Raw genomic sequence first — 26,493 nt, 5'->3', positions numbered from 1 at the left:
CGAATGGTGTTCTATGTGACCGGGGTCGGATTCCCGCTTCCAGCCGAGCTCGCCGCGCGGGCCCGGGACATCATCGCCGGACGGATCGAGCCGGTGCCCACGCGGGACGCCGCCACCGTGGTCATCCTGCGGGAGGGCCCGGAGGTCTACCTGCTCCGGCGGAAGTCCACGATGGCCTTCGCGGCGGGTGCGTACGTCTTCCCCGGCGGCTCCGTGGACGCCCGCGACGCCGACCAGGCGGTCGCCTGGGCCGGGCCGTCCCCCGCGGAGTGGGGGGAGACCTTCCACGCCAGTGAGGGAGTCGCCCGTGCGCTGGTGTGCGCGGCCGTGCGCGAGACGTTCGAGGAGTCCGGCGTGCTGCTGGCCGGTCCCGACCCCGGCACCGTGGTCGGCGACACGACAGGCGACGACTGGGAGGCCGACAGGCTGGCGCTGATCGACCGGAGCCTGTCGTTCGCCGACTTCCTCGCCCGGCGCGGCCTGGTGCTCCGCTCCGACCTGCTCAAGCCCTGGGCACACTGGATCACGCCGGAGATCGAGAGCAGGCGCTTCGACACGCGGTTCTTCGCCGCCGTGCTCCCCGAGGGGCAGCGCACCCGCGATGTGGGCGGCGAGGCCGACCAGGTCGCCTGGAAGCGTCCCGCCGAGGCCCTCCAACTGGCGGACCAGGGTGAGATCTTCCTGATGCCGCCCACCCATCACACGCTGGACGAGCTGGCGGTCCACGACGACGTCGGCTCCATCCTGGCCGAGCACCGCAAGATCGTGCCCATCATGCCCAAGGCCGTGGAGATCGAGGGCGAGATGCGGTTGGTGACCACATGAGCGGGTTGTACATCCCGATCGGCGGCCCCGACGGCTCCCGTACCGACCACGCCGAGAACCTGCTCGCGCCCAACCCCTCGCTCATGACGCTCGACGGCACCAACACCTGGGTCATCGGCGGCGAGGACGTCGTGGTGGTGGATCCGGGGCCGGACGACGAGTCGCATCTCCAGCGCGTACGCGACCACCTGGGCGAGCGCCACGTCACCGAGATCCTGCTCACCCACGGGCACCTCGACCACAGCGGCGGCGCCAAGCGGTTCGCCGAGATGGTCGGCGCCCCCGTGCGCGCCCTCGACCCGCGCCACCGGCTCGGCGGGGAGGGCCTCGCCGACGGGGACGTGGTGACCGCGGGCGACGTGGAGCTCCATGTCTACGGCACGCCCGGCCACTCGTTCGACTCGCTCTGCTTCTGGCTGCCGCAGGACGGGGCGATGCTGACCGGCGACACGGTGCTCGGCAGGGGCACCACGATCATCGCCCGCGACGGCGGGCTGGCCGACTATCTCCGCAGCCTCGACCGGCTCAGGGCGGCGGCGGAGAGCCTGGCGGCGCGGGCGCTGCTGCCCGGCCACGGGCCGGTGCTGCCCGACCCGATCGGGGCGCTCGACGGCTATATCGCGCACCGCCGCGAGCGGCTCGACCAGATCAGGGCGGCCCGCGAGCAGGGGGCGCGCACGCCACGCGAGATCGTCCGCGTCGTCTACGCCGACGTCGACCGCTCCCTCTGGGCAGCCGCGGAGATCTCGGTGGCCGCCCAGCTCGACTATCTGGACCGGTTGTAAAGGCGGTCCACGTCGAGGATGACCACGGCCTTGGCCTCGATGCGCAGCCAGCCGCGCTGGGCGAAGTCGGCCAGCGCCTTGTTGACGGTCTCGCGCGAGGCGCCGACGAGCTGGGCCAGCTCCTCCTGGGTCAGGTCGTGGTGCACGCGCAGGCCGTCGTCGGTCTTGGTGCCGAACCGCTCGGCCAGGTCGAGCAACTGCTTGGCCACCCGCCCCGGCACGTCCGTGAAGACCAGGTCGGCCAGCACGTCGTTGGTGCGCCGCAGCCGCTGCGCGAGCGCACGCAGCAGGTGCAGGGCCACCTCGGGGCGGCCGGTCAGCCAGGGCCGCAGGTCGTCGTGGCCCAGCCCGGCCAGCCGCACGTCGGTCAGCGCGGTCGCCGTGGCCGTGCGCGGGCGCGGATCGAACAGCGACAACTCGCCGAACATCTCGCTCGGCCCCAGCACGCTGAGCAGGTTTTCCCGTCCGTCCGGTGAGGTCCGGGAGAGCTTGATCTTGCCTTCGAGCACGACGTAGAGCCGGTCGCCGGTCTCGTTCTCGTGGAAGAGCGTCTGTCCCTTGGACAGCTGGACCTCCGTGATGCTCGTACGCAGCGCGGCGGCGCTCTCGCGGTCCAGCGCGGCGAACAGGGGGGCCTTGCCCAGCACATCGTCGGTGTTCACTCTGCCTCCTCTGCTGCCATTGTGACTCACCCCACTCTGGGCGGCACACACAGGTTAGGGGAAATGCCCGAGTGTTCCGTGCTTGCCCCCTGAGTCACGTCCAGGGGAAAGCTACCCGACCCGCCTATGAGCTCCTGACAGCAGGCCGTCGACTGAGGCCATCGCCGCCGCCACGGACTGTCCCAGCAGGACACGCAGCACGTCCACGGAACGCGGGCGGGCGCCGGGATCCGGGCGCCGGCACTGCTCGACCGCGAGCCGCAGCGCGGGCGGGAGAATCCGCGGGTCGCCCTCCTCCGTCCCGGTGGCCGCGAAGACCACCAGGTCGGCCCAGGCCCGTACGTCGTCCGCCGCGTCCTCGTACGCGGTCTGTGAGGTCTGCCAGCCGATGAGCACCTGGCCCCGGCGGCCGAGCGCCACGCTGTCCCGGCCGAGCCGCAGCCCCGCGGTGCCGCGCGCGTGCAGCTTGGCCAGCGCCGCCATGCAGCTCACGGCGAAATGGTGCAGTGCCCGGCCGCGCAGCGGCCCCTCGTGACGCACGAAGTACGCCAGCGACGCACTCTGATCACCCATGCCCTGCCCCCTTCCCGCGCCAGGTTGTACGCGATCGGGGCGGTCCGGGGTTCAACCGTTCCGAGAAGCTTCTACTCTTGGCCGCATGGCCACGAACGCGGCGGGGCGCAAGCCGGAGACCCGGCTCGCACTGGTACGCCGGGCACGCAAGATGAACCGCGTCCTCGCGGAGACCTATCCGGACGCCCACTGCGAGCTCGACTTCGCCAACCCGTTAGAACTGCTGGTCGCGACCATCCTCTCCGCGCAGTGCACGGACAAGCGGGTCAACATGGTGACCCCTACGCTGTTCGCGAAATATCCGACGGTGGCCGACTACGCCGCCGCGGATGGGTCCGAGCTGGAGGAGATCATCCGCTCGACCGGCTTCTTCCGCGCGAAGAGCAACAGCATCATCGGCATGGCCCAGGCGGTGTGCGAGCGCTACGGCGGCGAGGTCCCCGGCAAGCTCAAGGACCTGGTGACGCTGCCCGGGGTGGGCCGCAAGACGGCCAACGTCGTGCTCGGCAACGCGTTCGACGTGCCGGGGCTCACCGTCGACACCCACTTCCAGCGGCTGGTGCGCCGCTTCGGCTGGACCGACGAGACCGATCCGGTCAAGATCGAGCACTTCGTGGGCGAGTTGCTGCCCAAACGCGAATGGTCGATCTTCTCCCACCGGGTGATCTGGCACGGCCGCCGCATCTGCCATGCCCGCCGCCCGGCCTGCGGCGTATGCCCGCTGGCCGCGCTGTGTCCCTCGTACGGCACCGGCCCCACCTCGGAGGCCGAGGCGGAAAAGCTCGTCAAGCCCGGCCCGTTCTCCTGATCCGGGGAAGTGCCTGATCCGGGGAAGTGATCGGAGCCGGCGCGTGTTGCAGCATGCGTGACCCAAGTGCCCGACTGGCTCGACAGACTGGCGGTGCAGGCCCAGCGGGCCCGGATTCCCCGATACATGCGGCCACCCGCCCGCGGTGGCCGCGACGCGGCGGTGCTGATGCTGTTCGGCGAGGGGGCGTTAGGGCCTGACGTGCTGCTGATCCAGCGCAGCACCCGAGGTCGCCGGCACGCCGGGCAGCCCGCCTTCCCCGGCGGCGGCGTGGATCCCGACGACGCCGGGCCGGTCGAGGCGGCGCTGCGGGAGGCCGAGGAGGAGACCGGGGTCGACCCGGCGGGGGTGCACGTGCTGTGCACGCTGCCGGAGCTCTACCTCAACCACAGCGACAACCGGGTCACGCCCGTGATCGCCTGGTGGCGCGAGCCCTCGGCGGTGCACGCGGCCTCGCCGGACGAGGTCGACTCCGTGGAGCGGGTGCCGATCGCCGAGCTGGTCGACCCGGGCAACCGGATCATGCTGCGGCACCCCAGCGGGATGGCGGGGCCGGCGTTCAAGGTGCGCGGGATGCTGGTGTGGGGGTTCACCGCGATGGTGCTGGACTCGGTCCTGCGCGAAGGTGAGTTCGAGCGGCCGTGGGACGACTCGCGGGTGGAGGACATGCCGCCCGCGGTGATCAACCTGGCGTCCGGCCGCTGAGGCCGCTGCGCCGCTCGGAGGGCGACGCCCAGCGAGGCCCGGCCGGCCGCGCCGGCGCCGCTTGAGGCTATTGCGCCGCTCGGAGGGCGACGCCCAGTGAGGCCCAGCCGGCCACGTCGGCGTCGCTGTCGGCCGCCAGCCTCCGCAGCGTGTCCAGGCCCGCCCGGTCCGGCGGCTCGCCGAGCACGTGCTGCAGCGCGTACGCGGCTCCATACCTGACCCGGGCGTCCTCGTGCCCGGCCAGCTCGATCACCGACGGGAGCGAGCGCGGGTCGGCGAGGTGGCCGAAGGCGATCAGCACCGAGTAGAGCACCATGGCGTCGTCCTCGCTGGCCGCCAGATAGCGCAGCACCGGCAGCGTACGGTCCACGAACGCCCGCAGCATGCCCATGATGTCCACCCCGAGCAGCCGCTCGGCGACGGTGCCGGCGGCGCACAACCGCCGCGCCTCGATGAACGACTCCAGGTCCCCCCGCTGGCGCAGCAGGCAGATCACGTGCCAGCGCAGCGGCCCGTCAGGATCGGTGTCGCCCAGAGCGGCCTCGATGAGATCGCGCACTGTTCCCTCGGCCGGCGGCATACCGCTCAAGATAGCCAGGTGAGTGACGCCGTCCTGGCGGAAGACGTGCACACTTGACCGTATCGCTGGTTACCTTTGAAGCGTGCGCGGTGATCTGCTTGACCTCATATTGATCGGCCTCGTGATCGCCTTCGGCGTCTCGGGTTACCGGCAGGGCTTCATCATCGGAGCGATGAGCTTCGTGGGGTTCGTCGGGGGGGCCGTGCTCGGCGTCTTCATCGCACCGCCCATCTCCAAGGCCGTCGTGGACGGCGACACGCCCCAGGCGCTGCTCGCCATCGTGATCGTCTTCCTGTCGGCCACCCTCGGCCAGTTCGCCTCCTCGACGCTCGGCGCCGTCGTGCGCAGCCACGTCACCTGGGAGCCGGCCAGGCTGGCCGACGCGGTCGGCGGCACGTTCGCCAGCGCGTTGTCGGTGCTGGTCATCGCCTGGCTGATCGGATCGCTGATCGTCTCCACGGCGTTCACCCCGCTCGTCGACCAGGTGAAGAACTCCGCGCTGCTGACCACGGTCGACGACGCCATCCCGCAGGGCGCGCGCAACTGGCAGCAGCCGTTCAAGAAGTTCATCGACCGCTCCGACTTCCCGCCCGTCTTCGACGACATCGGCGCGGGGGCGTTCATCGACGTGCCGCCGCCCGACCAGAGCGTGCTGCAGGGCCCCAGGCTCAAGCGGGCGCGGGAGGCCATCGTCAAGGTCCAGGGCAATGCCGAGAGCTGCAACAAGCACATCGAGGGCACCGGCTTCGTCTACGCGCCCGACCGGATCATGACCAACGCCCACGTGGTCGCGGGCGTCACCCGTGACCTGCAGATCATCGATTCCACCAACACGCGCCACGAGGCCACGGTCGTGCGCTACAACCCGCGGCGCGACATCGCCATCCTGTACGTGCCCGGGCTCGGCCTGCCGCAGCTCGCCTTCGACGGCGAGGGTGAGCGTAACGACAACGCGATCATCGCCGGGTTCCCCAAGGGCCGGGGGTTCACCGCCGTGCCCGCCAGGATCGGCGGCCAGCTCGACGCCGAGGGACCCGACATCTACCGCGCCAACACCGTCAGGCGCCAGGTCTACGCGATCCGCGGCGAGGTGCTGCCCGGCAACTCCGGCGGTCCCCTGCTCACGGAGAGCGGCGCCGTCTATGGTGTGATCTTCGCCGCCGCGATCAACGAGAAGGAGACCGGCTACGTCCTGACGGCCGAGGAGGTCGCCCCCGACGCCGCCCAGGGCAGAGACGACACCACGCCGGCCAGCACGCAGGAGTGCGACTAACCGGGCAGCTTTTCCATGATCAGGGCGATGGCCGCCTCGGGGTCGCCGTCGCCGTCCAGCTCTGAGGCCGCCTTGCCGACCGCGTCGTACGCGCCGCCGTACGCCTGCGCCTTGGCGGCGCCGCGGCTGAAGAGGGTCACCGCGCCGCGGCCGTTGCCGCGCTGGAGATGCGTCAGCCCGACGCAGATCTGCGCGAGCCCCTGCCACAGCTCGCGCTCGTCCTCGGGCGCGCACTTCCAGCGGCCCTCGAACACCTCGTGCGCGTTGAACGGCATGCCCTCGCCCAGGAAGCGGCGGCCGTCGGCCAGGGCCTGCTCGGTGGTGGGCGCGTAGTCGTCGGGGACCCGGGGCACACCGGGGGAGCCGTAGGGGAGCGGCCTGCCGTACGCGTCGCGCGGCCTGGCGTTGCGCGGCCTGCCCTCGGGGTCGCGGTCTCTCATCGGTCGGGTTCCGGATCGGCCAGCCAGTCGAGCAGTTCGGTGTCGAACACGTCGGGAATCTCCTCGTGGGGGAAGTGGCCTGCTCCTTCGAGGAGCCGCCACCTGTAGGGCGCCGCCACGAAACGGCCTGAGCCCTGCGCGGTGCGCGGCAGGACGCACGGGTCCAGTGCACCGTGCAGGTGCAGTGTGGGCGCCTCGACCTCGGTACGCATGACCCGGGCGTATCGCCGGCCGTCGGGACGTAGTTGGGAACGGCCGAACCACCGGTGATATTCCAGCGCGCAGTGCGCCACCGCCGGGATCCTGAACGCCTGGCGATAGGTCCGCGCCTCCTCGGCCGACGGCCAGCCCGGCCGCGACCACTCGTTGAGCAGCCGGCCCACCAGGGAGGCGTCGTGGCGGGTCAGCCGGTGCTCCGGCAGCAGCGGAAGCTGGTAACCCACCGTCCGGCGGCTGGCCTTGAGCTGGCCGAACGGGTCGGTCAGCACCGCCTTGCGCATCCGGAGGGGATGCGGAGCCGAGACGGCCACCAGCCGGCGTACGCACTTGGGGTCGAGCACGGCCATCGTCCAGGCCAGCAGCCCGCCCCAGTTGTGGCCGACCACGATCGCCCCGGTCTCGCCCAGCGCCCTGATCAGCCCGCTCGCGTCGGCGGCCAGCGTGGGCAGGTCGTAGCCGCGCGGCGGCTTGTCACTGCCGCCGTAGCCGCGCAGATCGGCCGCGACCACCCGGTATCCGGCCGCGGGCAGCGAGCTCAGCTGGTGGCGCCACGTCCACCAGAACTGCGGGAACCCGTGCAGGAGCAGGACCAGCGGGCCGTCGCCCGCCTCGACGACGTGGAAACGGGTGCCACCCGCGTGGACCGTGCGGTGTGTCCACGGTCCCTCGATCTCGACGGCGGACTCGTCAGGTGCCATCGCGGGTCACCGGCTCGCGGTCCGGGCTCACCGCCGGGAGCGCCTCGCCGTCGGGCGTGGCGATCTCCTTGAGACCCTTGATCGACCTCGCGGTGCGCTTCATGCCGGCCAGGCCCTTGAGCCGGCGGATCCCGATGAACACGAGCAGACCCGCGACCAGCAGGTAGAACACGGTCACGATGAGGAAGGCCAGCCAGTTGGGCAGCCACTGGGCCAGGGCGTACGCGATCGTGAACGAGGCCAGGATCAGGCACAGGTGTGCCATGAAGGCCGCGGCGGCGAACAGGCCGCCGGCCATGCCGACCCGCTTGGCGTCGAACCTGAACTCGGCCTTGGCCAGCTCGATCTCCGAGCGCACCAGCGACGAGATGTGGGTGCTGGCCTGGGCGACCAGTGAGCCCAGGGATTCTTCCTCGGGAGTCTGCGGCATGAACGTCTCCTATCGAGGCCTGGTGGCCGTGTCAAACATCATCCAGCGCAATGATGCGGCTCGCGTACCCCGGTGAACGCGGTCGTCACCCGGTGGAGCCCTCGGACAATCTTGCCGGGCCGGCCGACGGCTACGGCCACGCGGCGCCGAGCACGCCGAGGAACTTACCGGGTGCGAGTCCCGCCCATCACTCCCAGAACTACCCGATCGGACAAGATAGCGCCTGGCCTCGGCGCAACGCGGAGGGGGCGGTGGTGGGCGGTCGCGGTGCGGGCCGGCGGGGGGAGACGTCAGCGGCGTTCGCACCATGCCCCAGCCGCATGCCCCGATCTATGGGGACATGCGGCTGGATAGGTGGATCCTTGGTCCTCTAGTCCTCGGACTTGGCGCTCGGGAGCTTCTCCGAGATGAGGTTCATCACCGTGCTGTCGGCCAGGGTCGTGACGTCGCCGATGCTGCGGTTCTCCGCCACGTCGCGCAGGAGGCGGCGCATGATCTTGCCGGAACGGGTCTTGGGCAGCTCGGGCACCACCAGGATCTGGCGCGGCTTGGCGATCGGGCCCAGCGTCTTGGCCACGTGGTTGCGCAGCTCGGCGGCGATGTCGTCGCTCTCCTCCGCCGTGCCGCGCAGGATCACGAACGACACGATGGCCTGGCCCGTCACCGGGTCGGTCGCGCCGACCACGGCCGCCTCGGCCACCTTCGGGTGGCTGACCAGTGCGCTCTCCACCTCCGTGGTGGAGATGTTGTGGCCGGAGACGAGCATGACGTCATCCACCCGGCCGAGCAGCCACAGGTCGCCGTCCTCGTCCTTCTTGGCGCCGTCGCCGGGGAAGTACATCCCCTCGAACCTGCTCCAGTACGTGTCGATGTAGCGCTGGTCGTCGCCCCAGATCGTGCGCAGCATGGACGGCCACGGCTCGCGGACCACGAGGAAGCCGCCGCCACCGTCCGGGACGCTGTTGCCCTGGTCGTCGACCACGTCGGCGACGATGCCCGGCAGCGGGCGCATCGCGGCGCCCGGCTTGCCCGCGGTCACGCCGGGCAGCGGGCTGATCATGATGGCGCCGGTCTCCGTCTGCCACCAGGTGTCGACGACGGGGCAGCGTTCGCCGCCGATGTGCTCGCGGTACCAGACGTACGCCTCGGGGTTGATCGGCTCGCCGACGGAGCCCAGGACGCGCAGGCTGGACATGTCGAACTTGGCGGGGATCTCGTCTCCCCACTTCATGAACGTCCTGATCGCGGTGGGGGCGGTGTAGAGGATCGTGATCTTGTACTTCTGCACGATCTCCCAGAACCGGCCGCGGTGCGGGGTGTCGGGGGTGCCCTCGTAGATCACGCTGGTGGCGCCGTTGGCGAGGGGGCCGTACACGATGTAGGAGTGCCCGGTCACCCAGCCGATGTCGGCCGTGCACCAGTAGATGTCGGTCTCGGGCTTGAGGTCGAACACCGAGTGGTGCGTCCAGGCGGTCTGGGTCAGGTAGCCGCCGGTGGTGTGCAGGATGCCCTTGGGCCTGCCGGTGGTGCCGCTGGTGTAGAGGATGTACAGGGGGTGCTCGGCGTCGTGGGGTTCGGCGGTGTGCTGGTCGCTCTGACGGTCGACCAGGTCGTGCCACCAGACGTCCTTGTCGCCGACGGCGACGTCCTGCCCGGTGCGCCGTACGACGAGGACGTGCTCGACCTGCGGGCACTCGGCGACGGCCTCGTCCACGGTCGGTTTGAGAGCCGATGGGTTGCCCCTGCGGTAGCCGCCGTCGGCGGTGATCACGAGTTTGGCGTCGGCGTCGTCGATCCGGCTCTTCAGCGCCGCCGCCGAGAACCCGCCGAACACCACCGAGTGCACCGCCCCGATGCGGGCACACGCCAGCATGGCGATCGGCAGCTCGGGGATCATCGGCATGTAGATCGCCACCCGGTCACCCTTGCCCACGCCGAGCTCCCGCAGGGCGTTGGCGGCCTTGCCGACCTCGGCCTTCAGGTCGTTGTAGGTGAGGGTGCGGGTGTCGCCCTCGGGCTCGCCCTCCCAGTGGTAGGCGACCTTGTCGCCGCGGCCCTCCTCGACGTGGCGGTCGACGCAGTTGTAGGCGACGTTGAGCTCGCCTCCCACGAACCACTTGGCGAAGGGGGCGTTCCACTCGAGCGTCTTGTCCCACCGCTTGGCCCAGGTCAGTCGCTCGGCGGCCCGCTCCCAGAACGCAAGACGGTCGGCGGCGGCCTCGCCATACGCGGCTTCGGTCACGTTCGCGGCAGCCGCCAGGTTGGCCGGAGGTGCGAACCGACGGTTTTCCTGTAGCAGGTTTGACAGCGCCTGAGTCTCGTTACCAGGGGTTTCCGGGGCCACCGCGTACTCCTTCTATGGCCAGGTTGGATAGGTCGTGTCCCACTTCACCAGCTCACGGCCTCCACACACAAGAGGTCTAGACAGGTCTGTACCGTGGTACGCGCCACTGTGGGCAGGGGGCCCATAAAGTGAGTGCGTAGCGGGAATCGGCCGGGCTTATATTCGCCTGATGTCAGGATTACAACATTTCAATTGCGCTTGTCAGGCGGCGAGATAAGGCCGGATGGGTGGTGAGGTGCCTTTCGACTCACTGTCATCACCTCGACTCAAACCGTGTCCTTCTGCTGTACGTGGTCGTTCGCCGCGTTCAAACGATCGACCTCCTCGCCCTTGAGGTCCGTGACAGGTCGGTCGACATCCGACCATTGGGGCGGCACCACTCCACCGATACGTCGACACTCACCGTGGGGGCGCCGTCCAGGAGGGCACCCTGGGTGGGTCGTGACCGCTCCGCCAGGGGCAGGCCATTGGAGTCGGGCCGCTAGGGTCGGGTGCGTGAGTGACCCGTTGGCCGTGATCGCCGGCTTCCCCGGTGTGGCCGAGGCCGTGGACCAGGCCCGTCAGGCCGTGGACAAGCTGTACCGCCATCGCGTCCTGCGCCGGGCCGGCCCAGCGGTGTCCGCGGAGTCGTCGTTGCGCGGTGCCCGCGCCTCGGCCGCCATCGAGGGCGTGGACGTCCCGCTGGACGCCCTGCGCCGGGACGAGGTGGACGACCCGCTGGTCCAGGGGGCGTTGCGGGCGTCGGCGGAGCTCGGCCGCCTCGGCCCGACCTGGCGGAAGTCACCCAGGCAGGTCCTCGCCCGGCTGCACTCCGTGGCGGCCGCCGGACTCACGGATGAGACGGCTCAGGCGGCTGTCCTCGGTCGCCCCCGCACGTCCGACGAGGCCCCCGACCTCCTCGGCCTGGGCCCCGCGCCGCGTGCCGCGGAGGCCTCGGCTCGCCTCGAAAGCCTGCTCGACCTGCTGGAACGGCCCACGAAGGCACCCGCGCTGGTGCTGGCCGCCGTCGTTCATGCGGAGTTGGTGGTGCTGCGCCCGTTCGGTACGGCGGACGGCATCGTGGCCCGCGCGGCCGAGCGCCTGACCCTGGTGGAGTACGGCCTGGACCCCAAGTCCCTGGTGGCCGTCGAGGTGGGGCACCTGGACCAGCCGTACGTCGAGGGTCTGCGGGCTTACCTGGCGGGAACATCGGAGGGCGTGGGCCGCTGGGTACAACAATGTGCCTCGGCGGTTACCCTCGGCGTACGCGAGGCGACTGCGGTCTGTGAGGCCATGCAAAGGGGCTGAGGGAGCCGCGACTGACATAGCTGACGGCGTCTCAGTCAAGAGACGCCGTCTGCCGGTGCATCACACCGGGTTACCAAGCGTGCACCTCAATTCGTCGGAGCGGGTCAAGCCCGTCACGACGCGCCTCCCGCGGCTGGTCGCGCGTGGGTGCCCGGCTGATGCACCCGGACAAGTGGTCCGTGACACCTTTCTACGACGGATCCACCCTGATGGGAACCCCTCGGACCAAGACCTTTACCCACACGTGGACCCACTCGTCCGACGCTTGCCGGCATCGCCTCCCGCGAGCCCGGTTACCAACCCGTGACGATCACTCTCTGTGATCTCCTTTATGTGATCGTTATGGGCTTGCGAAAAAACTTGGCGAAAATGCGAGATTGCTCCTCGACGAAACTCGAGTCGATCGGGCAGCATACGGTGGTATCGCCCGAAACTGGAGCCGACTGTGTGGGGGATAGGTTTGCAAGTCCCTTGCCAGGCTCCGGTCAAGTGATGAAAGCTTTCTTCTGAAACGGGACCGGCTCTACCCCCCCGGAGCCGGACCGAACAGGCGACCCCCGCTCTCCCCCCCGGCGGGGGTCGCCCCTTTTCCCGCCCAGCCGGCCGTCGGCCTTGGGCCGGACCGCCTTCCCCGCCGCCGGGTCCGCTTGCACCACCACCACGAGCGATGACCTCGGTCGAGCCGGCGCCAGCACGCAACACCGTGTCCGGCTCCGCCACGGTGTCACCGTCCCCTGGGCACCCCGCACACCACCAGGTCCGGCCAAGGCCACCACCTCCGCATCGCACCCCGAGCCTTGATCGCCCCCACCGGCCCACCCGTGCCCTGGCGAAGCAGCGGCACCCCCGGATGTCCGCCCAGATGGCGTCGCCCCCCTCTCCGGCACTCTCCCGCGTCGTCCACCGGCGTCGCTTCCCTCACCGCCGCCGACCAGCGTCCTCGCCCCTCCCCGCATCTTCCAGGGCCGCTCCACCCGAGTCGCTCCGCCCGAGCCACGGCCATTCACGCGATAGACGTCATCAGCCGGCGTTGTCCACAGCCGTCACTCAACCAGCACCCACAATCCCCAGAACCCCGTTCGGTGCCCTGCCCTCCTCGCCCCCTACGCCAGGGTTGAGCTCCCAACCCCCACAGGAAGGCCACAAGGATGCACCGCCCCCTGGTCATCACCGAGGACCACGCCCTGCTGGACGACCTGGTCCGGATAGCGGCCGCGGCCGGAGCCCAGCTGGACGTCGCCCACGTCCCCGCCCACGCCCGCCCGTACTGGAACCTCGCCCCCTTGATAGCCGTAGGCACCGACCAGGCAGACGCCGTGGCCGCGGCCTCACCCCCGGCCCGAGACCAGGTCCTCCTGGTGACCCGAGACCCAGAAGACCCTGACACCTGGCGAAAATGCGTCGCAGTAGGCGCCCAGGCGGTGGTCGGCCTCCCCAGCGGCGAACGCGACCTCGTGGAGCGACTCGCGGACGCCATGGAGCCCGATCCCCGCTCAGGTCCGGTGATCTGCGTGATCGGCGGCCGAGGCGGAGCCGGGGCGAGCGTGCTGTCAGCCTGCCTGGCCCTACGAGCCTCTGGCGATCAGCTCCGTACACTCCTGATCGACGCCGACCCGCTGGGCGGAGGCATAGACGCGCTCCTGGGCCACGAGGAGGCGGCAGGCGCCCGCTGGGGAGACCTGGTGGCCAGGGAGGGCCGGATCAACTCCAGCGCCCTCCAAGCCGCGCTCCCGTCATTCGGTGACCTGTCGGTCCTGTCCTTCCACAGAGGCGAAGTGGCGCCGATCCCGGCCCAGGCCATGCGCTCGGTCCTGGAAGCCGGTCAGCGAGGCTTCGACCTGGTGGTCGTAGACCTCCCCCGCCACCTGGACCCGGCCGCGACAGAGGCCCTCACCAGGGCGAAGACCACTCTGCTGGTGACCACGGCAGACGTACGCGGCGTCCTGTCCACCTCCCAGGTCCTCGGCGAAGCACGCAAACATACAGCCGACATCCGCGCGGTCCTCCGCCCAGGCATTGTGGAGGACGACATGGCCGCCGCCTCCCTGGGCATCCCGTCGGCCGGCCATCTCCCCGACCAGCCCCGGCTCACCGCCACCCTCAACCGAGGCGAGCTCCCGAAGCTCGGCCCCCGCACCGTCCTCGGCTCGCTGTGCGCATCCCTCCTGAGAGACCTCCTGCCGGCATGACACCCAGGCCCCCGCACCCGACCCCGCAGAGCACCGGCGACACCGCCCCAGGCGTGTCCCCGGAGCTGGTGGAAGCCGTCCGCGTACGCCTGGCCCGAGCAGGCGTCGAACCCAGTGCCGCCCAGGTGGCAGTGGCCCTGAGAGCCGAAAAATCCGTATACGGCGATGCCGAGATCCTCGCCGTGGCCAGAGCCCTCTGTGCCGACCTGATAGGCGCCGGCCCACTGGAGCCCCTCCTGACCAGGCCCGACGTAACAGACGTCCTGGTCAACGGCCCCCGCGAGGTGTGGATAGACGACGGCGGCGGCCTACACCGCACCCAGGTCACCTTCACCGACGACGGAGCCGTCCGCAGGCTGGCCCAACGCCTCGCAGCCGCCGCGGGCAGACGCCTGGACGACGCGTCCCCGTACGTCGACGCCAGGCTCGCGGGTGGAGTGCGCCTGCACGCCGTGCTCCCACCGGTGGCCTCCGGCGGCACCTGCATCTCACTACGCCTGCCCCCACGCCGTACGTTCGCCTTGGCAGACCTGGTGTCAGCAGGCACGATCGCGCCGTCCGCGATCCCGGTCCTGACCGCCATGGTGTCCGCCAGGCTGGCGTTCCTGGTGACAGGCGGCACGGGCACCGGCAAAACCACCCTGCTGTCGGCCCTCCTCTCCCTGGCGGATCCAGGCGAGCGCCTCCTCCTGGTCGAGGACTCAGCCGAGCTCCGCCCCCTCCACCCCCACGTCGTGCGCCTGGAGACCCGCCCGGCAAACCTGGAGGGGGCGGGTGGCGTGGGCCTGCGTGACCTCGTACGCCAGGCGCTCCGCATGCGCCCGGACCGCCTGGTGGTGGGGGAGGTCAGGGGTTCGGAGGTGGTTGACCTGCTGGCCGCCCTGAACACCGGCCATGAGGGCGGGTGCGGCACACTGCACGCCAACACGGCGGCCGACGTACCACCCCGCCTTGAGGCCCTCGGCTGCGCAGCCGGTCTGAGCAGGGAGGCCGTACACAGCCAACTCGCCGCAGCGCTGGACGCGGTCATCCACCTCACCCGAGACCGCCCGGACGGCCGACGACGCATAGCCGAGATCTGCCTCCTCTCCAGGACCTCAACCGGCCTGGTGGAGTCCCTCCCAGCCTTGACCTTCGACGCGACAGGCCACACCCGAACCGGCCCCGGCTACAGCACCCTCACCCACAGAACAGGCACCCCCGCCCACCGAGCACCAGCCGCCCTCATGCACAGGCCGGCAGGCACCACCGACAGGACACCAGGCGGCTCCACCCGCCGGGCAGCAACCGCCCCCACCCACCCAACAGCAGACCGAACACCAGACCGATCAGCAAGCCGGACAGCAGGTCCAACAGCAGGTCCAACAGCAGGTCGAACAGCAGCGAGTCCCACCCACCGGACAGCAGCCGACCCACGACAAGAGCATCCGACTCACGGTCGCCACCACGCCATGCCGACAACCGACCCGATGCGATGACCGACGCCTTGATCGCAGCGCTGTCCACAGCCCTCGCCATATGGCTGTGGACAGGCCCAGATTGCGCCACGACCCGCCTGCACAAACTGACCTCAGCCCAGGAAAAGCCACAATGGCCCTCCCTGAGCAAGCTGCTCACCCGCCCGAGCCCCACCCGCCGCGCCGACGCCTGGCGCAGGGCCTCCATCGAGTTGTGCCAGGCCCTGTCAGCCGAACTATCCGCCGGCCGCACCCCCGGAGAGGCGTTGACCAGAGCCATGGCAGCAGTGGACTTCCCCAACCCGGAGTCCCTGCGCCCGATACTGGCCGCGGCAAGAGACGGCGGCGACGTCTCCGCGGCCCTGATCGCAGCGGCCCCACCCCAGGGAGGTGAGGGCCTACGCCAACTCGCCGCCTGCTGGGAGGTCTCTGTCACCGTAGGCGCCGGCCTGGCCGCCCTGGTCGAACGAGTGGCGACCACACTACGTACGGCCCAAGCCCACCGCCAGGACGTCGCCGCACAACTGGCAGGCCCCCGCACCACAGCGAAGATGCTCGCCATTCTCCCCGCCCTCGGCCTCCTCATGGCCGCAGCCCTCGACATGCACCCCCTGAACTTCCTGTTCGGCAGCCTCCCGGGCCTGATGTGCCTGCTAGCAGGAGCCACCCTCGACGCCTGCGGCCTGATGTGGACCAACCGCATGGCAACCCAAGCCCAATCCTGAGCCCCTCACCCCGCTTCCACGCCAATGAACAGAGCCCCTCACCCCCTACCACGCCAACGAACTTGAGCCCTGCGCCCCCACTGACGCCAACGAACCCAGAGCCACATCCACCCGCATTCCGCCACCCGGCCAGCCCGACCCCGCAGACCCGATCGGATCCGACCGATGTTCCACTTGCTATCGACGTTGTGCGCCGGCATGGCCGCCTGGCTGTGGTTCTCGCCCAAGACGCCAAAGGAGCGCCTCGCCCGACTGTGCCCGCCGAACGAGCCCCGTTCTCCCGCCGATCCCCTCCACCAAGGGTCCCAGGATCACCGCGATCAGGCCCAAGCCGGCGAGCTCCACCAGCCGGCCTGGCCGAGCCCGACCCACAAGCAGTCACGACCACGGGTCACCCGCAAGACGATCATCACAGCGGCGGCCGTGGCGCTGCTCATCACGCTCCTGATCGGAGGCACGCCCGGAATAGTCGCCGGCCTCCTGACAGCCCCGGCAATTGCCATGTACCTGGGCAGAAAGGAACCTCAGCAGTCCCGGCACGATCTCCACCGAATCACCGCTGACCTGCCGTTCGCCGCCGACCTGATGGCCGCCTGCCTGCTCGCCGGACGCCCGGTGAGCGCCGCCACCGAGATAGCCGCCACCGCCATCGGCGGCCCGCTGGGCCATCGGTTGACGTGGGTGAGCAACCAACTACGTCTGGGTGCGGACCCGGAGCCCACGTGGGCCGCCCTCGCCAGGAGCCCCGCAATGGGCCAGCTCTCCCGAGCCATGAGCCGTGCGGCTCAAAGCGGCGCCCCGGTGGCAGACGTCCTGACCCGCCTGGCCGACGACGCCCGCGAGACCGCCAGGACCGCCTCGTTAGCCGCGGCCAGGCGAGTCGGCGTGAAGGCGGTGGCACCGCTGGGCCTGTGTTTCCTACCCGCGTTCGTGCTGCTCGGCATCATCCCGGTGATCGCCGGCCTCGCCTCCACGATCATCATCCCGTGACCGCCGACCCCCACAATCGTCACCCCGTGCGCCGCCCCACAATTGTCACCCGCGGGCCGTGATCGTCGCCCGTGAGCCGCGACTCCTGATCGCCATCCCAAGGTCGCGAGCCCCCTGATCGATCATCCCGCGAGCCGCGACCCCGGCACGCTGTCGGATACACCCAGGACCGGTTCGGTGACCGGGACCGGAGGTCAGGTCAGCCGTTACCCGGCGACGGGAGGTCAGCCGTCAGCTCGTCCAGCGGAAGAGAGCGCAGGAAGTCCTCGGCGTCGAACATCTCCCCGGCGGTGACGACGCCGGCAGCCCGGCTGCGACCCGTCAAGATCCGCTCGGCGGCCTCCACCACGATCGGAGCGGTGAAGGCGTAGATGTCGCGGCCGCGCGCCGCCGCCCGCCGCTGCTCGTCCCCACGGTGTACGACGACCTCGACCAGGAAGACCTGCGCTGACCGGCCGCTGGCGTCAGCCGCCTGGGGGCCCTTGGGATCCGGGTCGCTGAGATCCTTCAGCGGGGCTGTGTTCAGGAAGGCGTTGATCCGCGGGGTGTCCAGGTGCTTGGAGATGGTGATCACGTCGGTGGTGGAGAACTGCCCCACGACGTCCTGCGTGCCGAACGGCGCGGAGAAGGCCCAGGTCCCCGTCGGCGGCGGCTCGTCCCCCGAGAGGACCTGCAGGTGGTGATCCGCGAAGATCACGCGCTGCCCGGCCCGGCGCTCGCTGGCAAGCAGGGTTCCCCGGGTGGGGTGCCAACTGTCCAGAGCCACGGCGATCGAGATCTCGTCGGCCTCCGGCCAGTCACCGATCGCGACGGTGGCCAGCAAATCACCCAGCGCGCCATAGAACGCCATCACCGGCGCCACCACGACGCCCGCCTCCTTCACCCGCGGGTCATCCCGATAAGCGTCGAAGGTATCGATGGCGACCAGGGTCTCGCCGGTGACGTCCAGGTAGTGGATACCGGCACGCAGCGCGGCCTCGATCAGCGGCGGCGCGGTGTCACCGAACGGCCCAGCGCAGTTGATCACCAAGGCCGTGCCGGCGATCGCACGGTCGAGCGAGTCCGGAGTGTCGATCGAGGCGACCCGCCACTCCACACCGGGATGGGCGGCGGCGGCCGCCTCCAGCTTCTCCGGGTCCCGCCCGGACAGCACCGGCGTCCAACCACGCTCCAGCAGCTCCGCCGTCACGAACCGAGCGGTGTGCCCGTAAGCACCGAACACCGCGACCACCGGCTTCGCGCGTTCGGCGTCGGGCCGGTCGTTGATCTCCGTCATCAGGTCTCCTCCACACCATTGGGGAACTCGTCCCATCCTGGTGAGAGGTGCTGCCGGCGGCCACCGTCCGCGGCGTCAGCCTGCGCTAGATTCGCGTCATGCGTCCCCATCATGTCGTCATGGCCGTTACGGACGACATGCCGATCTTCGAAGCGGCCGTCCCGTGTCAGGTCTTCGGCGTCGACCGGCCGCACCTGGCCGATCCGTGGTACCAGTTCTCGGCGGTCCCGGTCGGGAACGCGCCGGTACGGCTGAGCCCGGGATTCACCCTTGCCCCCGTTCGCGATGGGTGGGATCTGGAGTCGACCGACACCCTGGTCGTCCCGGCCTGCACGAATGTGCACGAAGACCCGCCGGGGGATTTGGTGGAGGTCGTTCGGGAGGCGTACCGGCGCGGGATCAGGATCCTGTCGATCTGTTCCGGCGCCTTCGTCCTGGCCGCCGCGGGGGTGCTCGACGGACGCAGGGCCACCACCCACTGGCTGCACGCGGAGGAGCTCGGCCGCCGCTATCCCGCCGTCCGGGTGGACCCGTCCGTGCTGTACGTGGAGGACGCGAACGTGATCACCTCCGCGGGGACGGTGGCCGGCATCGACGCCTGCCTGCACCTGGTACGGATCGACCACGGTGCCACGGTGCCACGGTGCCACGGTGGCCGCCGAGCTGGCCCGCCGCCTGGTCACCCCGCCGCATCGGGACGGCGGGCAGGCCCAGTACCGCCGCCCGGCCTCACCAGCGGTCCGCGACGACTGGCTGGCTACCCTGCTGGACTGGGCCGGCGAGCACCTGCACCTGCCACTGTCCAACGCCGACCTGGCCGCCCAGGCCAAGGTCAGCGTACGCACCGTCGAACGCCGGTTCGCCGAGGCCCTTGGGATGTCGCCGCTCCGCTGGCTGCTGCAGCAGCGGGTACGCCTGGCCCAGCAGTTCCTGGAGACCAGTGACCGGCCGATCGAATGGATCGCCGCCACCTGCGGATTCGGCGGAGCAGCCAGCCTCCGGGCCCATTTCGCCAGGATGGTCGGCGTACCACCCACCATCTACCGCCGAACGTTCCACGAGCGAGCCGGCACCGCATCAATCGCCAGCTAACTCCACAACGGCCCCGCACGACCACAATCGCGTCCCGCCGACCCGGCGACCACGGTAGGTCCTGGTGATCTGCTGGCCACAGCACCAGCGCCCCGACGGCCACCAGCAAGCGCAGGCGACCAGACGACCTGCCGCGAGCCGGCTGCCGCGAGCGGGTGGCCTGCCCATGCGATCTGAAGAACCTGCTGCCGCGAGCGGGCGGTCTGCCCATGCGACCTGAGGAACCTGCGACCTCCGCAATCCACAGGAACCCCTCAGGCCGGCTCCACAATCCACAGAACGCCGCTCGGTCCGCTGCCTCCCGCTCCCTTTCGACGAACCTAGGACTCCCGCCGGGCCAACCCCGGCTCCAACAACCTGGAGGCCCGATGCTGAGTCCCGCCACCAAGCCAGACGACATCAAAGCCGCCCCAAACCTCACCGACACCGAACCACCCACCGACACAACACACAAGATCGCCTCAGACTCCACCCCCACCCTCATCACATCCCGTGCGCGGACACTTCTCGAGGCAATAGCCACAAACCGCAGCGAAGCCTCGCAGAAAGCAACATCACCGACGTCGATCGGCAGCCGACTGATCGCCAGAGCCCGACGCAACACCGGCAGGTGGCTCCACTGCGCAGCCGTAAACCGGGAGCGTGGCATGTCCACCGCCGAATACGCCGTGGGAACGATCGCGGCCTGCGCCTTCGCCGCGCTCCTCTTCAAGGTGGTCAGCAGCCCGGAGGTGCAGGAAATGTTGACAGCCCTCATCGACCGAGCACTCAAGACCAACAGCGAATGACCTTCCGCCGCGAGCGGACTTCCCAGGGCAAGAAGGGGTCGGCATCGCGGGGCTCGGTGACGGCCGAGACCGCCGCGATGCTGCCCGCCCTCATGGTCGTGCTGGCGGCTGCCCTGTGGGCCATCCAGGCCGTCGGCGCCCAGCTCGAATGCGTGGACGCTGCCCGCGCAGCCGCACGAGCCGCAGCCAGAGGCGAACCCCTGGACCAGGTCCGCGACCTCGCCCGCTCAGCCACGCGACCCGACGCGCAGATAGACGTCACCCGCAACACGGCAACCACAAAGGTGCAGATCACGGTAGAAGTACGCCCAGCCTGGGGCCAGTCGTTGCCCGCCGTCCGCGTCTCCGCCACAGCCAGCGCAGCCACAGAGCCATCTACGACCTCAAGCCCCGAAGGCGACCTGAACCCGAGCCCCGAAGGCGACCTGAACCCGAGCCCCGAAGGCGGCCCGAACTCAGGCCCAGAAGATGCCACGGACCCATACCCAGAAGTAGGCACGAGCCCAAGCCCGGAAGGCGCTACAGACCCAAGCCCGGAAGACATCACCAACCCATACACAGAAGTCACAACGAACCCGAACTTGGCGGACGACATAAATTCCAGCTCCCAGAGCAACCCGCCATGAAAACCTCAAGCCGTTCAAAGTCGGGGAGGCAGCGATCAACCCCAGAGAACGAGGCTCAGCCACTCTGTGGGGCTTGGCCCTCATGGCAATGCTCATGGCACTCGCCACGGCGTTCGCCACTGCGGGATCTGTGCGCGTGGCTCGCCACCGCGTCAACAGCGCCGCCGACCTGAGCGCCTTGGCAGCGGCCAAGTACGCGTTGATCGACCCCGAGGGGGCTTGCCAGAAAGCCTCCACCCTCGCCACCCAGAATGGCGTCCAGCTAACCCAGTGCGAAATCACCGACGAGATAGCCGATATTCGGACCGAATTACCGATTTCGCTCCCGATCGTGGGCACCCGGACCCTCACGGGCAGATCTCGCGCGGGCCCAGCCGACGCGATGTCCTCTACGACGGCCGACGAAGACCTCTGGTAGAGCCCGGCGCGCTCGCAACCTTGGCGGCGCGCGACGCCGACCCATCGACTCCTGCCGAGTACTCCCATCCCAGCAGCTCCAATGGCTTGACTCGTGTGGTCATTGGGGTTTGCGAGGCTATGTCGCAATCGAGTCACGACTACTTAGACATGGTGTCCAAGAGTTGGATATCTCCCGTAAGGTTCCGGTTACCCTCGGTCCATGCCGTCTGCGACGGAAAGCCTGGGAGAGCCGGGACGAAGTCGCTAATGTGCGGGTCCAGGGGCGGTCGGTGGCCGCATCGACCGGACGGACTGCACTTCCGGTCGTCGCGTGAACGCCCCCAGGGCGGTCGGGCGGCGCGAGGCTCTCGATGGAGGGAAGCGTCGTGACGGTAGTCGGCAGAGTCCTGGCCGCAGGGATGATCGTGGCCGGATTTATCGTTTTCGGCGGGTCCGCTCAAGCGGCCATGATGATGCGGCAGTCCGACTCTGCTCAAGCGGCCGTGATGATGCGGCAGTCCGATTCCGCCGACCAGATCACGTCGCCCTCCGACGGTCAAGTGATCTCCGACTCGTCGGTCACCGTTGCGGCGCGTACCGGGATGATTCAGTTGAACATGGGCCTGTACGTCGAGGGGCCCGCCACGTCCAGCCAGAAGGTCGCCGGAGGGGGCGCGAACCAGACGATCTCCGGAACGTTCGATGCCGGAAACGCCCCCAACGGCACCTTCACCGTGACCCTCAAGGGCGAGCTCACCCAGTCCACGTACGCGACCAGCACCTTCAAACTGCGGCGGCCGCCAGAGGCGCCGGGCGGTGTGAACGCGAGCCTGCAGAGCACCAGCAAAGTGCTCGTGACCTGGAGCAAGGGATCCGAGCCCGACCTGCAGTCGTACGAGATCTCCAGCACCAGCTCCGGCGTCGTGGGAAGGCTGTCCGCCGACAGCGCGTGCGGGGGCTCGTCGTGCGAGGCGGCGCTCGCGGTCCCGGCGAACGCGGCGGGACAGAAGGTGGGATTCACCGTCCGGGCATTCAGGGCGGATGGTGACGGAGGCTCGATCGAATCAGGCAATTCGCCCGCCGCCTACGTCTCCTTTCCCGCCAAGCCCACGGCCCAGCCGAAGAAGACGACCACCAGCCGGCGAACGCCGAAGACCAACGACGCCAAGAACGTCGACCCGCTGCCCACCCTCCCCTCTGGGCCCCGGACCGTGCCCACGAGCCAACCGGCCACTCCCAAGCAGACCTCCAAGCTGCCGGACATGCCCAACACCGACGAGAACGGCAATCTGCCCATCCCGACTACCGATGACCAGGGTGGGACGGATGGCCTGGCGCCGGCGGGCACCGGGGACGGCACGGATTCCGCTCCCGTTCAGACGAGTGACGTGAAGGCCCAGTCAAACGAGTCACCGATCGGGAACATCAGCCAGTACGGCTTCTACGTCGCGGGTGGGCTCCTGCTGTTGCTTCTCGGCGCTCATGGAGGGGCCTGGGCCCGAAGGCGCGCGCTGGCGGCCGCCGCGGGTGGCACCACGTCCGCGGCTACCACCACGGCTGGTGCTGGTGGACCTTCCACCGGTGGCGCACAGGCCCTGAGGGCGGACGAAGGCACACCACCCACGAGGCCCACGTCTCGGCGGCCTGCTGTGATCCTTGCGGTCGCCAAGACCCGCGTCCCCGACCAGGCCCGCGCACAGGCACCCTCGTCAGCCGGCGATCATCAGCGGGCCGCTGCGCGCGAACCAGCGCAGTCGTCCGCACCCGAGGACACGCGCAAGGAGGTGCCGTCGGCGCAAGCGCTGTATCTCGGCACGGGTGATGTCCGTGCCGTGGAGGGCGGCGTTGAAGACCCGGAGGCGGTTGGACGCGAGGCTGGGCTTTCAGGTGCAGGGGAGTCCGAGCTGGGTCCCGCGGCGGAGGTCCGACTGCGCGATCTTCGGGAGGTCGAGGTACGCACCTTCCTGGAGGCCGACACGCGTGAGGGTACGCACGTGCGGACGAACGGCTTTTCGCAAGGGCACGCGCGTGGCGAAGGGGAAGGGCTGGCGTACAACAACGGGAAAGGGCAGCCGCGGGGCGAAGGGGAAGAACTAGAGCGGGTGGGGCGGGATGGTCGGCAGGGGGCTGTTCGCATAGCTTTGCCCAGTTCGGCGGTGACCGATGTTCCCGCGTCTTCGCCTTCTGTCAGCCCGCGCGCTGCCGTGCCGATCGAGGATCGCTGGGACGATTATCTCCCGCCGTCGCCCAGGTCAATGGAGGACAGTGGGTTTTGGGAACGTCCGCAACCGGGGTCCGCTGATTTCTGGGCGGTCGATGATGAAGACGACGGTAACGACACTGACGGCAACGAACGTGCGTTTGCTGGTCGGCGGCACTTGAACGGTGACAGTTAGTTGGCAGGTGCTATGTGCGGCCGGAGCGGCCGGAGATTCTTGGGTTGATTGTCTGCGGGTTTGGCGGTGTTCGGGGGATCTTGCGGTAGGTAGCAAGGGTTGGGTTGCGGTTTGCCGGTGTGGTGCGCGATGCCTTGGAGAGCGCGCGGTGGGCGTCGGAGGCGATCAACTGAATCGCCGGACATCCCGCGCGGCCAGTCCGCGTAGGAGGGCAAGCACTCGGCCGCGTGTGAGCGTTGAACGCCCCCCTTTGGGCGGCTGTGGCTGCTTTGTGTGCTCGGGTCAGCTACGTGTGGGACGGGGCGAATTTGCGATGCCCCGGCGTATCGCGGTGGGTTGTTGTTGGTGTCTGGGTGTGTCGCGGTGGGTTGTTGTTGGTGCCTTGGCGTATCGCGGCGGAGGTCGTCGTTTATTGGGGCGTCAGCAAAGTGTTCAGGAGGCGGATGGCGCCGCGTTTGTCCAGCGGTTCGTTGCCGTTTCCGCATTTCGGGGACTGGATGCAGGAAGGGCAGCCGCGTTCGCATTCGCAGGAGGCGATGGCCTCGCGGGTTGCCGTCAGCCAGTCCGTCGCACGGGCGTAGCCGCGTTCCGCGAAGCCGGCGCCGCCCTCATGGCCGTCGTACACGAAGACCGTGAGCAGTCCCGTGTCGGCGTGGAGTTCGGTGGAGACGCCGCCGATGTCCCAGCGGTCGCACGTGGCGAAGAGGGGGAGAAGGCCGATGGAGGCGTGTTCGGCGGCGTGGGCGGCTCCGCCGAGGTCGATGCCCGCTTCGGCCAGGGGTGCCACGGCCGAAGCGGGCAGGGTCCACCAGACCGCGCGGGTGCGGAGGGTGCGAGGGGGGAGGTCGAGGGGTTCGTCGCCGAGCATTTCGCCTGATTGGAGGCGTCTCATGAGGTAGGAGACCACTTGCCGGGTCACCTCCACCTCGCCGAAGTGGAGGGTGCCGGGTCCCAGAGGGTGGGAACGTTGTGTACCGAGGATGGAGATGTCCGTGATGTCCCGGGCGAAGGTGCTGTAGTCCGGGTTCGCGGCGGTGACGAGTGCCACCCCGGCCTCCAAATCCAGGAGCTCCACGAGGAAGGTCTCGCCCTGATGGAGGTAGACCGCGCCCGTGTGCACCGTGGTGTGGGCGGAGGGCTCGTCCACGCTGCCCAGGAGGCGGCCGGTGGACGACTCCACGACCTGGATGGGGGAGCCTCCGCCGCCTCTGATGTCGGCCAGGTCGGTGGCGCGCTCACGCTTGGTCCAGAACCAGCCCGCGGAGCGCCTTCTGAGCATGCCCTGGGTGACCAGGTCGTCCAGCAGGTTTGAGGTGGTGGTGCCGAAAATGGGCAGGTCGTCCTCGGTCAGCGGGATCTCGGCGGCCGCGGCGCAGAGGTGGGGGCCCAGGACGTACGGGTTGTCCGGGTCCAGGACGATGGTCTCCACGGGCTGGCCGAACAGGGCCTGAGGGTGGTGTACGAGGTATGTGTCCAGGGGGTCGTCCCTGGCGATCAGTACGGCGAGCGCGTCCCGGCCGTCGCGGCCTGCCCTGCCTGCCTGCTGCCAGAGGGAAGCGCGGGTGCCCGGCCAGCCCGCGATCAGCACGGCGTCCAGGCCGGAGACGTCTACGCCCAGTTCGAGGGCGTTTGTACTAGCCAGACCCATGAGAGTGCCTGCGCGGAGGGCCTTCTCCAGGAGCCTGCGGTCTTCCGCGAGATAGCCGGCTCGGTACGCGGCGATCTTGTTGGGGAGGTCGGCCCAGTCTGAGGGGGCGGAGCCGTCAGAAGGGTCTGGGATGGCCCAGGTCAGGGGGTTGCTCGTGGCGGGGGTGGGGGTGTCTTCGTCGTGCGGTTCGTCAGGCGAGTCAGCGAATTCGCGCACGGCGCTTGGGCGGTCAGGGCCATGCGCTGCGGCACGCGGGCCTAGCGTCGTCGCGGTGTCGGTGTCGGTGTCGGGGTGGGGGCCGGTGTCGAGGTCGGGGTCGGGGTGGGTATCGGGGCCGTGGGCGAATTCTGAGGGCGACGCAGTGCTGGGGCGGGAATGGGGGTCTGCGGCAGTGCTGGTGTCGGTGCTGGTGGGTGTTGCTGGGAGGTGGTGGGGCGGGATGCGGGGGGAGGTGGAGAGGGAGAAGGCGACGTCGGCGAGTTTGGCGCGGGCCGTGAGGGCGACCGTTTCGGCTCCGCGGCGCGAGCGGACGAAGGCGAGGGTGCGGACGTCGGCCAGGACGAGGTCGGCGAGCAGGTCCGCCGCCTCCGCCGTGGCCGTGCGCCGTACCGGAGCCCCGCCCTCGCCCCGGAGCTCCGTCAGGGGCGGCTCCCACAGCGCGATGGTGGTGGAACCCTTGGGTGACTCGTCCACGGTCACCTCGTCCATCTCAAGCCCCGTCAGCCTCATGGCGAACGTACCCGGCTCGCTGGCCGTGGCGGAGGCGAGCAGGAAGGTGGGGCGCGAGCCGTACCGGGAGCAGACGCGGCGCAGGCGGCGCAGGATCTGGGCGACGTGGGAGCCGAAGACGCCGCGGTATCCGTGGCATTCGTCGACGACGATCATGCGCAACCGGCGGAAGAACGACGACCACTGGGAGTGGCGGGGAAGGATGCCGCGGTGCAGCATGTCCGGGTTCGTCAGGACGTAGTTGGCGTGCCGGCGGACCCAGGCGCGTTCCTCGAACGGCGTGTCGCCGTCGAAGGTGGCGGCACGCACCTGCGTGATGCGCAGCTCACGCAGGCCGCGCAGTTGGTCGGCGGCCAGGGCCTTGGTCGGCGTTAGGTAGAGGATCGTGCCGCCGTCGAGGCAGGAGGCGATCGCCGGGGCGAGGTACGCCAGAGACTTCCCGGACGCCGTTCCTGTGGAAATGATCACGTTTCGGCCACGGAATGCCAGGTCGGCGGCTTCGTATTGGTGAGGCCAGAGTCCTGTCACCCCGCGGTTCGCCAAGCGCGT

The 26,493-nt window shown here is 69.7% G+C and carries 24 protein-coding genes and 2 pseudogenes; 16 read left to right on the top strand and 10 right to left on the bottom strand.

Translation table 11 applies throughout. The features are described from left to right. Positions 1-3 precede the first annotated feature (3 nt). Together ABGB18_RS13060 and ABGB18_RS13055 are read left to right on the top strand one after the other, a co-directional pair. The gene (locus ABGB18_RS13060; RefSeq protein ID WP_347695711.1) at positions 4-825 is read left to right on the top strand and encodes an NUDIX hydrolase; all 822 of its coding nucleotides are present in this window, start codon (positions 4-6) and stop codon (positions 823-825) included. After that, on the top strand, positions 822-1,610 hold the full coding sequence (locus ABGB18_RS13055) for an MBL fold metallo-hydrolase (RefSeq protein WP_347695710.1): 789 nt from the start codon (positions 822-824) through the stop codon (positions 1,608-1,610). The genes ABGB18_RS13060 and ABGB18_RS13055 overlap by 4 nt, the downstream gene beginning before the upstream one ends. Here ABGB18_RS13055 and ABGB18_RS13050 read toward each other — a convergent pair. Both ABGB18_RS13050 and ABGB18_RS13045 read right to left on the bottom strand, forming a co-directional pair. Beyond that, positions 1,592-2,227, bottom strand: a complete 636-nt coding sequence (locus ABGB18_RS13050) for a Crp/Fnr family transcriptional regulator (RefSeq protein ID WP_347695839.1) — start codon at positions 2,225-2,227, stop codon at positions 1,592-1,594. The two genes, ABGB18_RS13055 and ABGB18_RS13050, sit on opposite strands and share 19 nt — an antisense overlap. A 156-nt stretch (positions 2,228-2,383) precedes the next feature. Continuing rightward, positions 2,384-2,845 (bottom strand): hypothetical protein, encoded by a 462-nt coding sequence (locus ABGB18_RS13045; RefSeq protein ID WP_347695709.1) that lies wholly within the window; start codon positions 2,843-2,845, stop codon positions 2,384-2,386. Positions 2,846-2,930: 85 nt separating this feature from the next. On the opposite strand from ABGB18_RS13045, the gene nth reads away from it, so the two are divergent. Together nth and ABGB18_RS13035 are read left to right on the top strand one after the other, a co-directional pair. Beyond that, positions 2,931-3,653: an endonuclease III gene (gene nth / locus ABGB18_RS13040; RefSeq protein ID WP_347695708.1), complete on the top strand. Its 723-nt coding sequence runs from the start codon at positions 2,931-2,933 to the stop codon at positions 3,651-3,653. Positions 3,654-3,710: 57 nt separating this feature from the next. Continuing rightward, the gene (locus ABGB18_RS13035) at positions 3,711-4,358 is read left to right on the top strand and encodes a CoA pyrophosphatase (RefSeq protein WP_347695707.1); all 648 of its coding nucleotides are present in this window, start codon (positions 3,711-3,713) and stop codon (positions 4,356-4,358) included. Between the two features lie 67 nt (positions 4,359-4,425). Here the strand turns inward: ABGB18_RS13035 and ABGB18_RS13030 are convergent, their stop codons facing one another. Continuing rightward, positions 4,426-4,938: a HEAT repeat domain-containing protein gene (locus ABGB18_RS13030; protein ID WP_347695706.1), complete on the bottom strand. Its 513-nt coding sequence runs from the start codon at positions 4,936-4,938 to the stop codon at positions 4,426-4,428. Between the two features lie 82 nt (positions 4,939-5,020). Here ABGB18_RS13030 and ABGB18_RS13025 point away from each other — a divergent pair, with 82 nt between their 5' ends. Beyond that, positions 5,021-6,211, top strand: coding sequence for a MarP family serine protease (locus ABGB18_RS13025; RefSeq protein WP_347695705.1), 1,191 nt, complete (start codon positions 5,021-5,023; stop codon positions 6,209-6,211). On the opposite strand, the gene ABGB18_RS13020 is transcribed toward ABGB18_RS13025, so the two are convergent. From ABGB18_RS13020 to acs, 4 genes are all read right to left on the bottom strand, one after another. Further along, positions 6,208-6,651, bottom strand: a complete 444-nt coding sequence (locus tag ABGB18_RS13020) for a DUF309 domain-containing protein (RefSeq protein WP_347695704.1) — start codon at positions 6,649-6,651, stop codon at positions 6,208-6,210. The two genes, ABGB18_RS13025 and ABGB18_RS13020, sit on opposite strands and share 4 nt — an antisense overlap. Continuing rightward, complete coding sequence (locus ABGB18_RS13015) at positions 6,648-7,568, bottom strand: alpha/beta hydrolase (RefSeq protein WP_347695703.1); 921 nt, start codon at positions 7,566-7,568, stop codon at positions 6,648-6,650. The genes ABGB18_RS13020 and ABGB18_RS13015 overlap by 4 nt, the downstream gene beginning before the upstream one ends. Continuing rightward, positions 7,558-7,998, bottom strand: a complete 441-nt coding sequence (locus ABGB18_RS13010; RefSeq protein WP_347695702.1) for a phage holin family protein — start codon at positions 7,996-7,998, stop codon at positions 7,558-7,560. The genes ABGB18_RS13015 and ABGB18_RS13010 overlap by 11 nt, the downstream gene beginning before the upstream one ends. Positions 7,999-8,368: 370 nt before the next feature. Further along, the gene (gene acs / locus ABGB18_RS13005; RefSeq protein ID WP_347695701.1) at positions 8,369-10,342 is read right to left on the bottom strand and encodes an acetate--CoA ligase; all 1,974 of its coding nucleotides are present in this window, start codon (positions 10,340-10,342) and stop codon (positions 8,369-8,371) included. A gap of 495 nt (positions 10,343-10,837) precedes the next feature. On the opposite strand from acs, the gene ABGB18_RS13000 reads away from it, so the two are divergent. The 5 genes and pseudogenes from ABGB18_RS13000 (at position 10,838) to ABGB18_RS12980 (ending at position 16,990) form a co-directional block, all read left to right on the top strand. After that, the gene (locus ABGB18_RS13000; RefSeq protein ID WP_347695700.1) at positions 10,838-11,629 is read left to right on the top strand and encodes an oxidoreductase; all 792 of its coding nucleotides are present in this window, start codon (positions 10,838-10,840) and stop codon (positions 11,627-11,629) included. Between the two features lie 1,148 nt (positions 11,630-12,777). Next, positions 12,778-13,818, top strand: coding sequence for a septum site-determining protein Ssd (gene ssd / locus ABGB18_RS12995; protein ID WP_347695699.1), 1,041 nt, complete (start codon positions 12,778-12,780; stop codon positions 13,816-13,818). Continuing rightward, positions 13,815-14,966 (top strand): annotated as a pseudogene (locus ABGB18_RS12990) (TadA family conjugal transfer-associated ATPase); the annotation flags it as partial. The gene ssd and the pseudogene ABGB18_RS12990, both read left to right, overlap by 4 nt. Before the next feature lie 326 nt (positions 14,967-15,292). Beyond that, complete coding sequence (locus ABGB18_RS12985; protein ID WP_347695698.1) at positions 15,293-16,000, top strand: type II secretion system F family protein; 708 nt, start codon at positions 15,293-15,295, stop codon at positions 15,998-16,000. A gap of 165 nt (positions 16,001-16,165) precedes the next feature. Next, positions 16,166-16,990, top strand: coding sequence for a type II secretion system F family protein (locus ABGB18_RS12980; protein WP_347695697.1), 825 nt, complete (start codon positions 16,166-16,168; stop codon positions 16,988-16,990). Between the two features lie 199 nt (positions 16,991-17,189). Here ABGB18_RS12980 and ABGB18_RS12975 read toward each other — a convergent pair whose 3' ends face one another. Next, a complete protein-coding gene (locus tag ABGB18_RS12975) occupies positions 17,190-18,266 on the bottom strand; it encodes a saccharopine dehydrogenase NADP-binding domain-containing protein (RefSeq protein ID WP_347695696.1) in 1,077 nt (358 codons plus the stop codon). Next, a complete protein-coding gene (locus tag ABGB18_RS12970; RefSeq protein ID WP_347695695.1) occupies positions 18,266-18,460 on the bottom strand; it encodes a hypothetical protein in 195 nt (64 codons plus the stop codon). Before ABGB18_RS12970 ends, ABGB18_RS12975 begins: the two co-directional genes overlap by 1 nt. Here ABGB18_RS12970 and ABGB18_RS12965 point away from each other — a divergent pair. The 6 genes and pseudogenes from ABGB18_RS12965 to ABGB18_RS12940 all read left to right on the top strand — a co-directional run. Beyond that, positions 18,386-18,820: pseudogene (locus tag ABGB18_RS12965) on the top strand (DJ-1/PfpI family protein); the annotation flags it as partial. The gene ABGB18_RS12970 and the pseudogene ABGB18_RS12965 sit on opposite strands and share 75 nt — an antisense overlap. A gap of 97 nt (positions 18,821-18,917) precedes the next feature. Further along, entirely contained in the window at positions 18,918-19,358 is a 441-nt protein-coding gene (locus ABGB18_RS12960) for a helix-turn-helix domain-containing protein (RefSeq protein ID WP_347695694.1), read from the top strand. A 368-nt stretch (positions 19,359-19,726) separates the two neighbouring features. Continuing rightward, entirely contained in the window at positions 19,727-20,146 is a 420-nt protein-coding gene (locus tag ABGB18_RS12955) for a DUF4244 domain-containing protein (protein ID WP_347695693.1), read from the top strand. Beyond that, complete coding sequence (locus ABGB18_RS12950) at positions 20,143-20,772, top strand: TadE family type IV pilus minor pilin (protein WP_347695692.1); 630 nt, start codon at positions 20,143-20,145, stop codon at positions 20,770-20,772. The genes ABGB18_RS12955 and ABGB18_RS12950 overlap by 4 nt, the downstream gene beginning before the upstream one ends. Then, positions 20,744-21,190, top strand: a complete 447-nt coding sequence (locus ABGB18_RS12945; protein WP_347695838.1) for an Rv3654c family TadE-like protein — start codon at positions 20,744-20,746, stop codon at positions 21,188-21,190. The genes ABGB18_RS12950 and ABGB18_RS12945 overlap by 29 nt, the downstream gene beginning before the upstream one ends. Positions 21,191-21,557: 367 nt before the next feature. Next, on the top strand, positions 21,558-23,567 hold the full coding sequence (locus ABGB18_RS12940) for a hypothetical protein (RefSeq protein ID WP_347695691.1): 2,010 nt from the start codon (positions 21,558-21,560) through the stop codon (positions 23,565-23,567). Positions 23,568-23,976: 409 nt separating this feature from the next. On the opposite strand, the gene ABGB18_RS12935 is transcribed toward ABGB18_RS12940, so the two are convergent. Then, positions 23,977-26,412, bottom strand: coding sequence for a DEAD/DEAH box helicase (locus ABGB18_RS12935; protein ID WP_347695690.1), 2,436 nt, complete (start codon positions 26,410-26,412; stop codon positions 23,977-23,979). Positions 26,413-26,493: the final 81 nt, after the last annotated feature.

This window comes from Nonomuraea sp. B12E4 (assembly GCF_039871825.1).
GTDB lineage: Bacteria > Actinomycetota > Actinomycetes > Streptosporangiales > Streptosporangiaceae > Nonomuraea.
The sequence above is the reverse complement of the archived record's forward strand: the minus strand, read 5'-3'. Positions and strand labels throughout refer to the sequence as shown.

Bases quoted from the DNA above. Each gene is read 5' to 3' on its own strand.
- ABGB18_RS13060 (WP_347695711.1), top strand. From the start codon at position 4: ATGGTGTTCTATGTGACCGGGGTCGGATTCCCGCTTCCAGCCGAGCTC.
- ABGB18_RS13055 (WP_347695710.1), top strand. From the start codon at position 822: ATGAGCGGGTTGTACATCCCGATCGGCGGCCCCGACGGCTCCCGTACC.
- ABGB18_RS13045 (WP_347695709.1), bottom strand. From the start codon at position 2,845: ATGGGTGATCAGAGTGCGTCGCTGGCGTACTTCGTGCGTCACGAGGGG.
- nth (WP_347695708.1), top strand. From the start codon at position 2,931: ATGGCCACGAACGCGGCGGGGCGCAAGCCGGAGACCCGGCTCGCACTG.
- ABGB18_RS13030 (WP_347695706.1), bottom strand. From the start codon at position 4,938: ATGCCGCCGGCCGAGGGAACAGTGCGCGATCTCATCGAGGCCGCTCTG.
- ABGB18_RS13020 (WP_347695704.1), bottom strand. From the start codon at position 6,651: ATGAGAGACCGCGACCCCGAGGGCAGGCCGCGCAACGCCAGGCCGCGC.
- ABGB18_RS13015 (WP_347695703.1), bottom strand. From the start codon at position 7,568: ATGGCACCTGACGAGTCCGCCGTCGAGATCGAGGGACCGTGGACACAC.
- ABGB18_RS13010 (WP_347695702.1), bottom strand. From the start codon at position 7,998: ATGCCGCAGACTCCCGAGGAAGAATCCCTGGGCTCACTGGTCGCCCAG.
- ssd (WP_347695699.1), top strand. From the start codon at position 12,778: ATGCACCGCCCCCTGGTCATCACCGAGGACCACGCCCTGCTGGACGAC.
- ABGB18_RS12985 (WP_347695698.1), top strand. From the start codon at position 15,293: ATGACCGACGCCTTGATCGCAGCGCTGTCCACAGCCCTCGCCATATGG.
- ABGB18_RS12980 (WP_347695697.1), top strand. From the start codon at position 16,166: ATGTTCCACTTGCTATCGACGTTGTGCGCCGGCATGGCCGCCTGGCTG.
- ABGB18_RS12975 (WP_347695696.1), bottom strand. From the start codon at position 18,266: ATGACGGAGATCAACGACCGGCCCGACGCCGAACGCGCGAAGCCGGTG.
- ABGB18_RS12955 (WP_347695693.1), top strand. From the start codon at position 19,727: ATGCTGAGTCCCGCCACCAAGCCAGACGACATCAAAGCCGCCCCAAAC.
- ABGB18_RS12950 (WP_347695692.1), top strand. From the start codon at position 20,143: ATGACCTTCCGCCGCGAGCGGACTTCCCAGGGCAAGAAGGGGTCGGCA.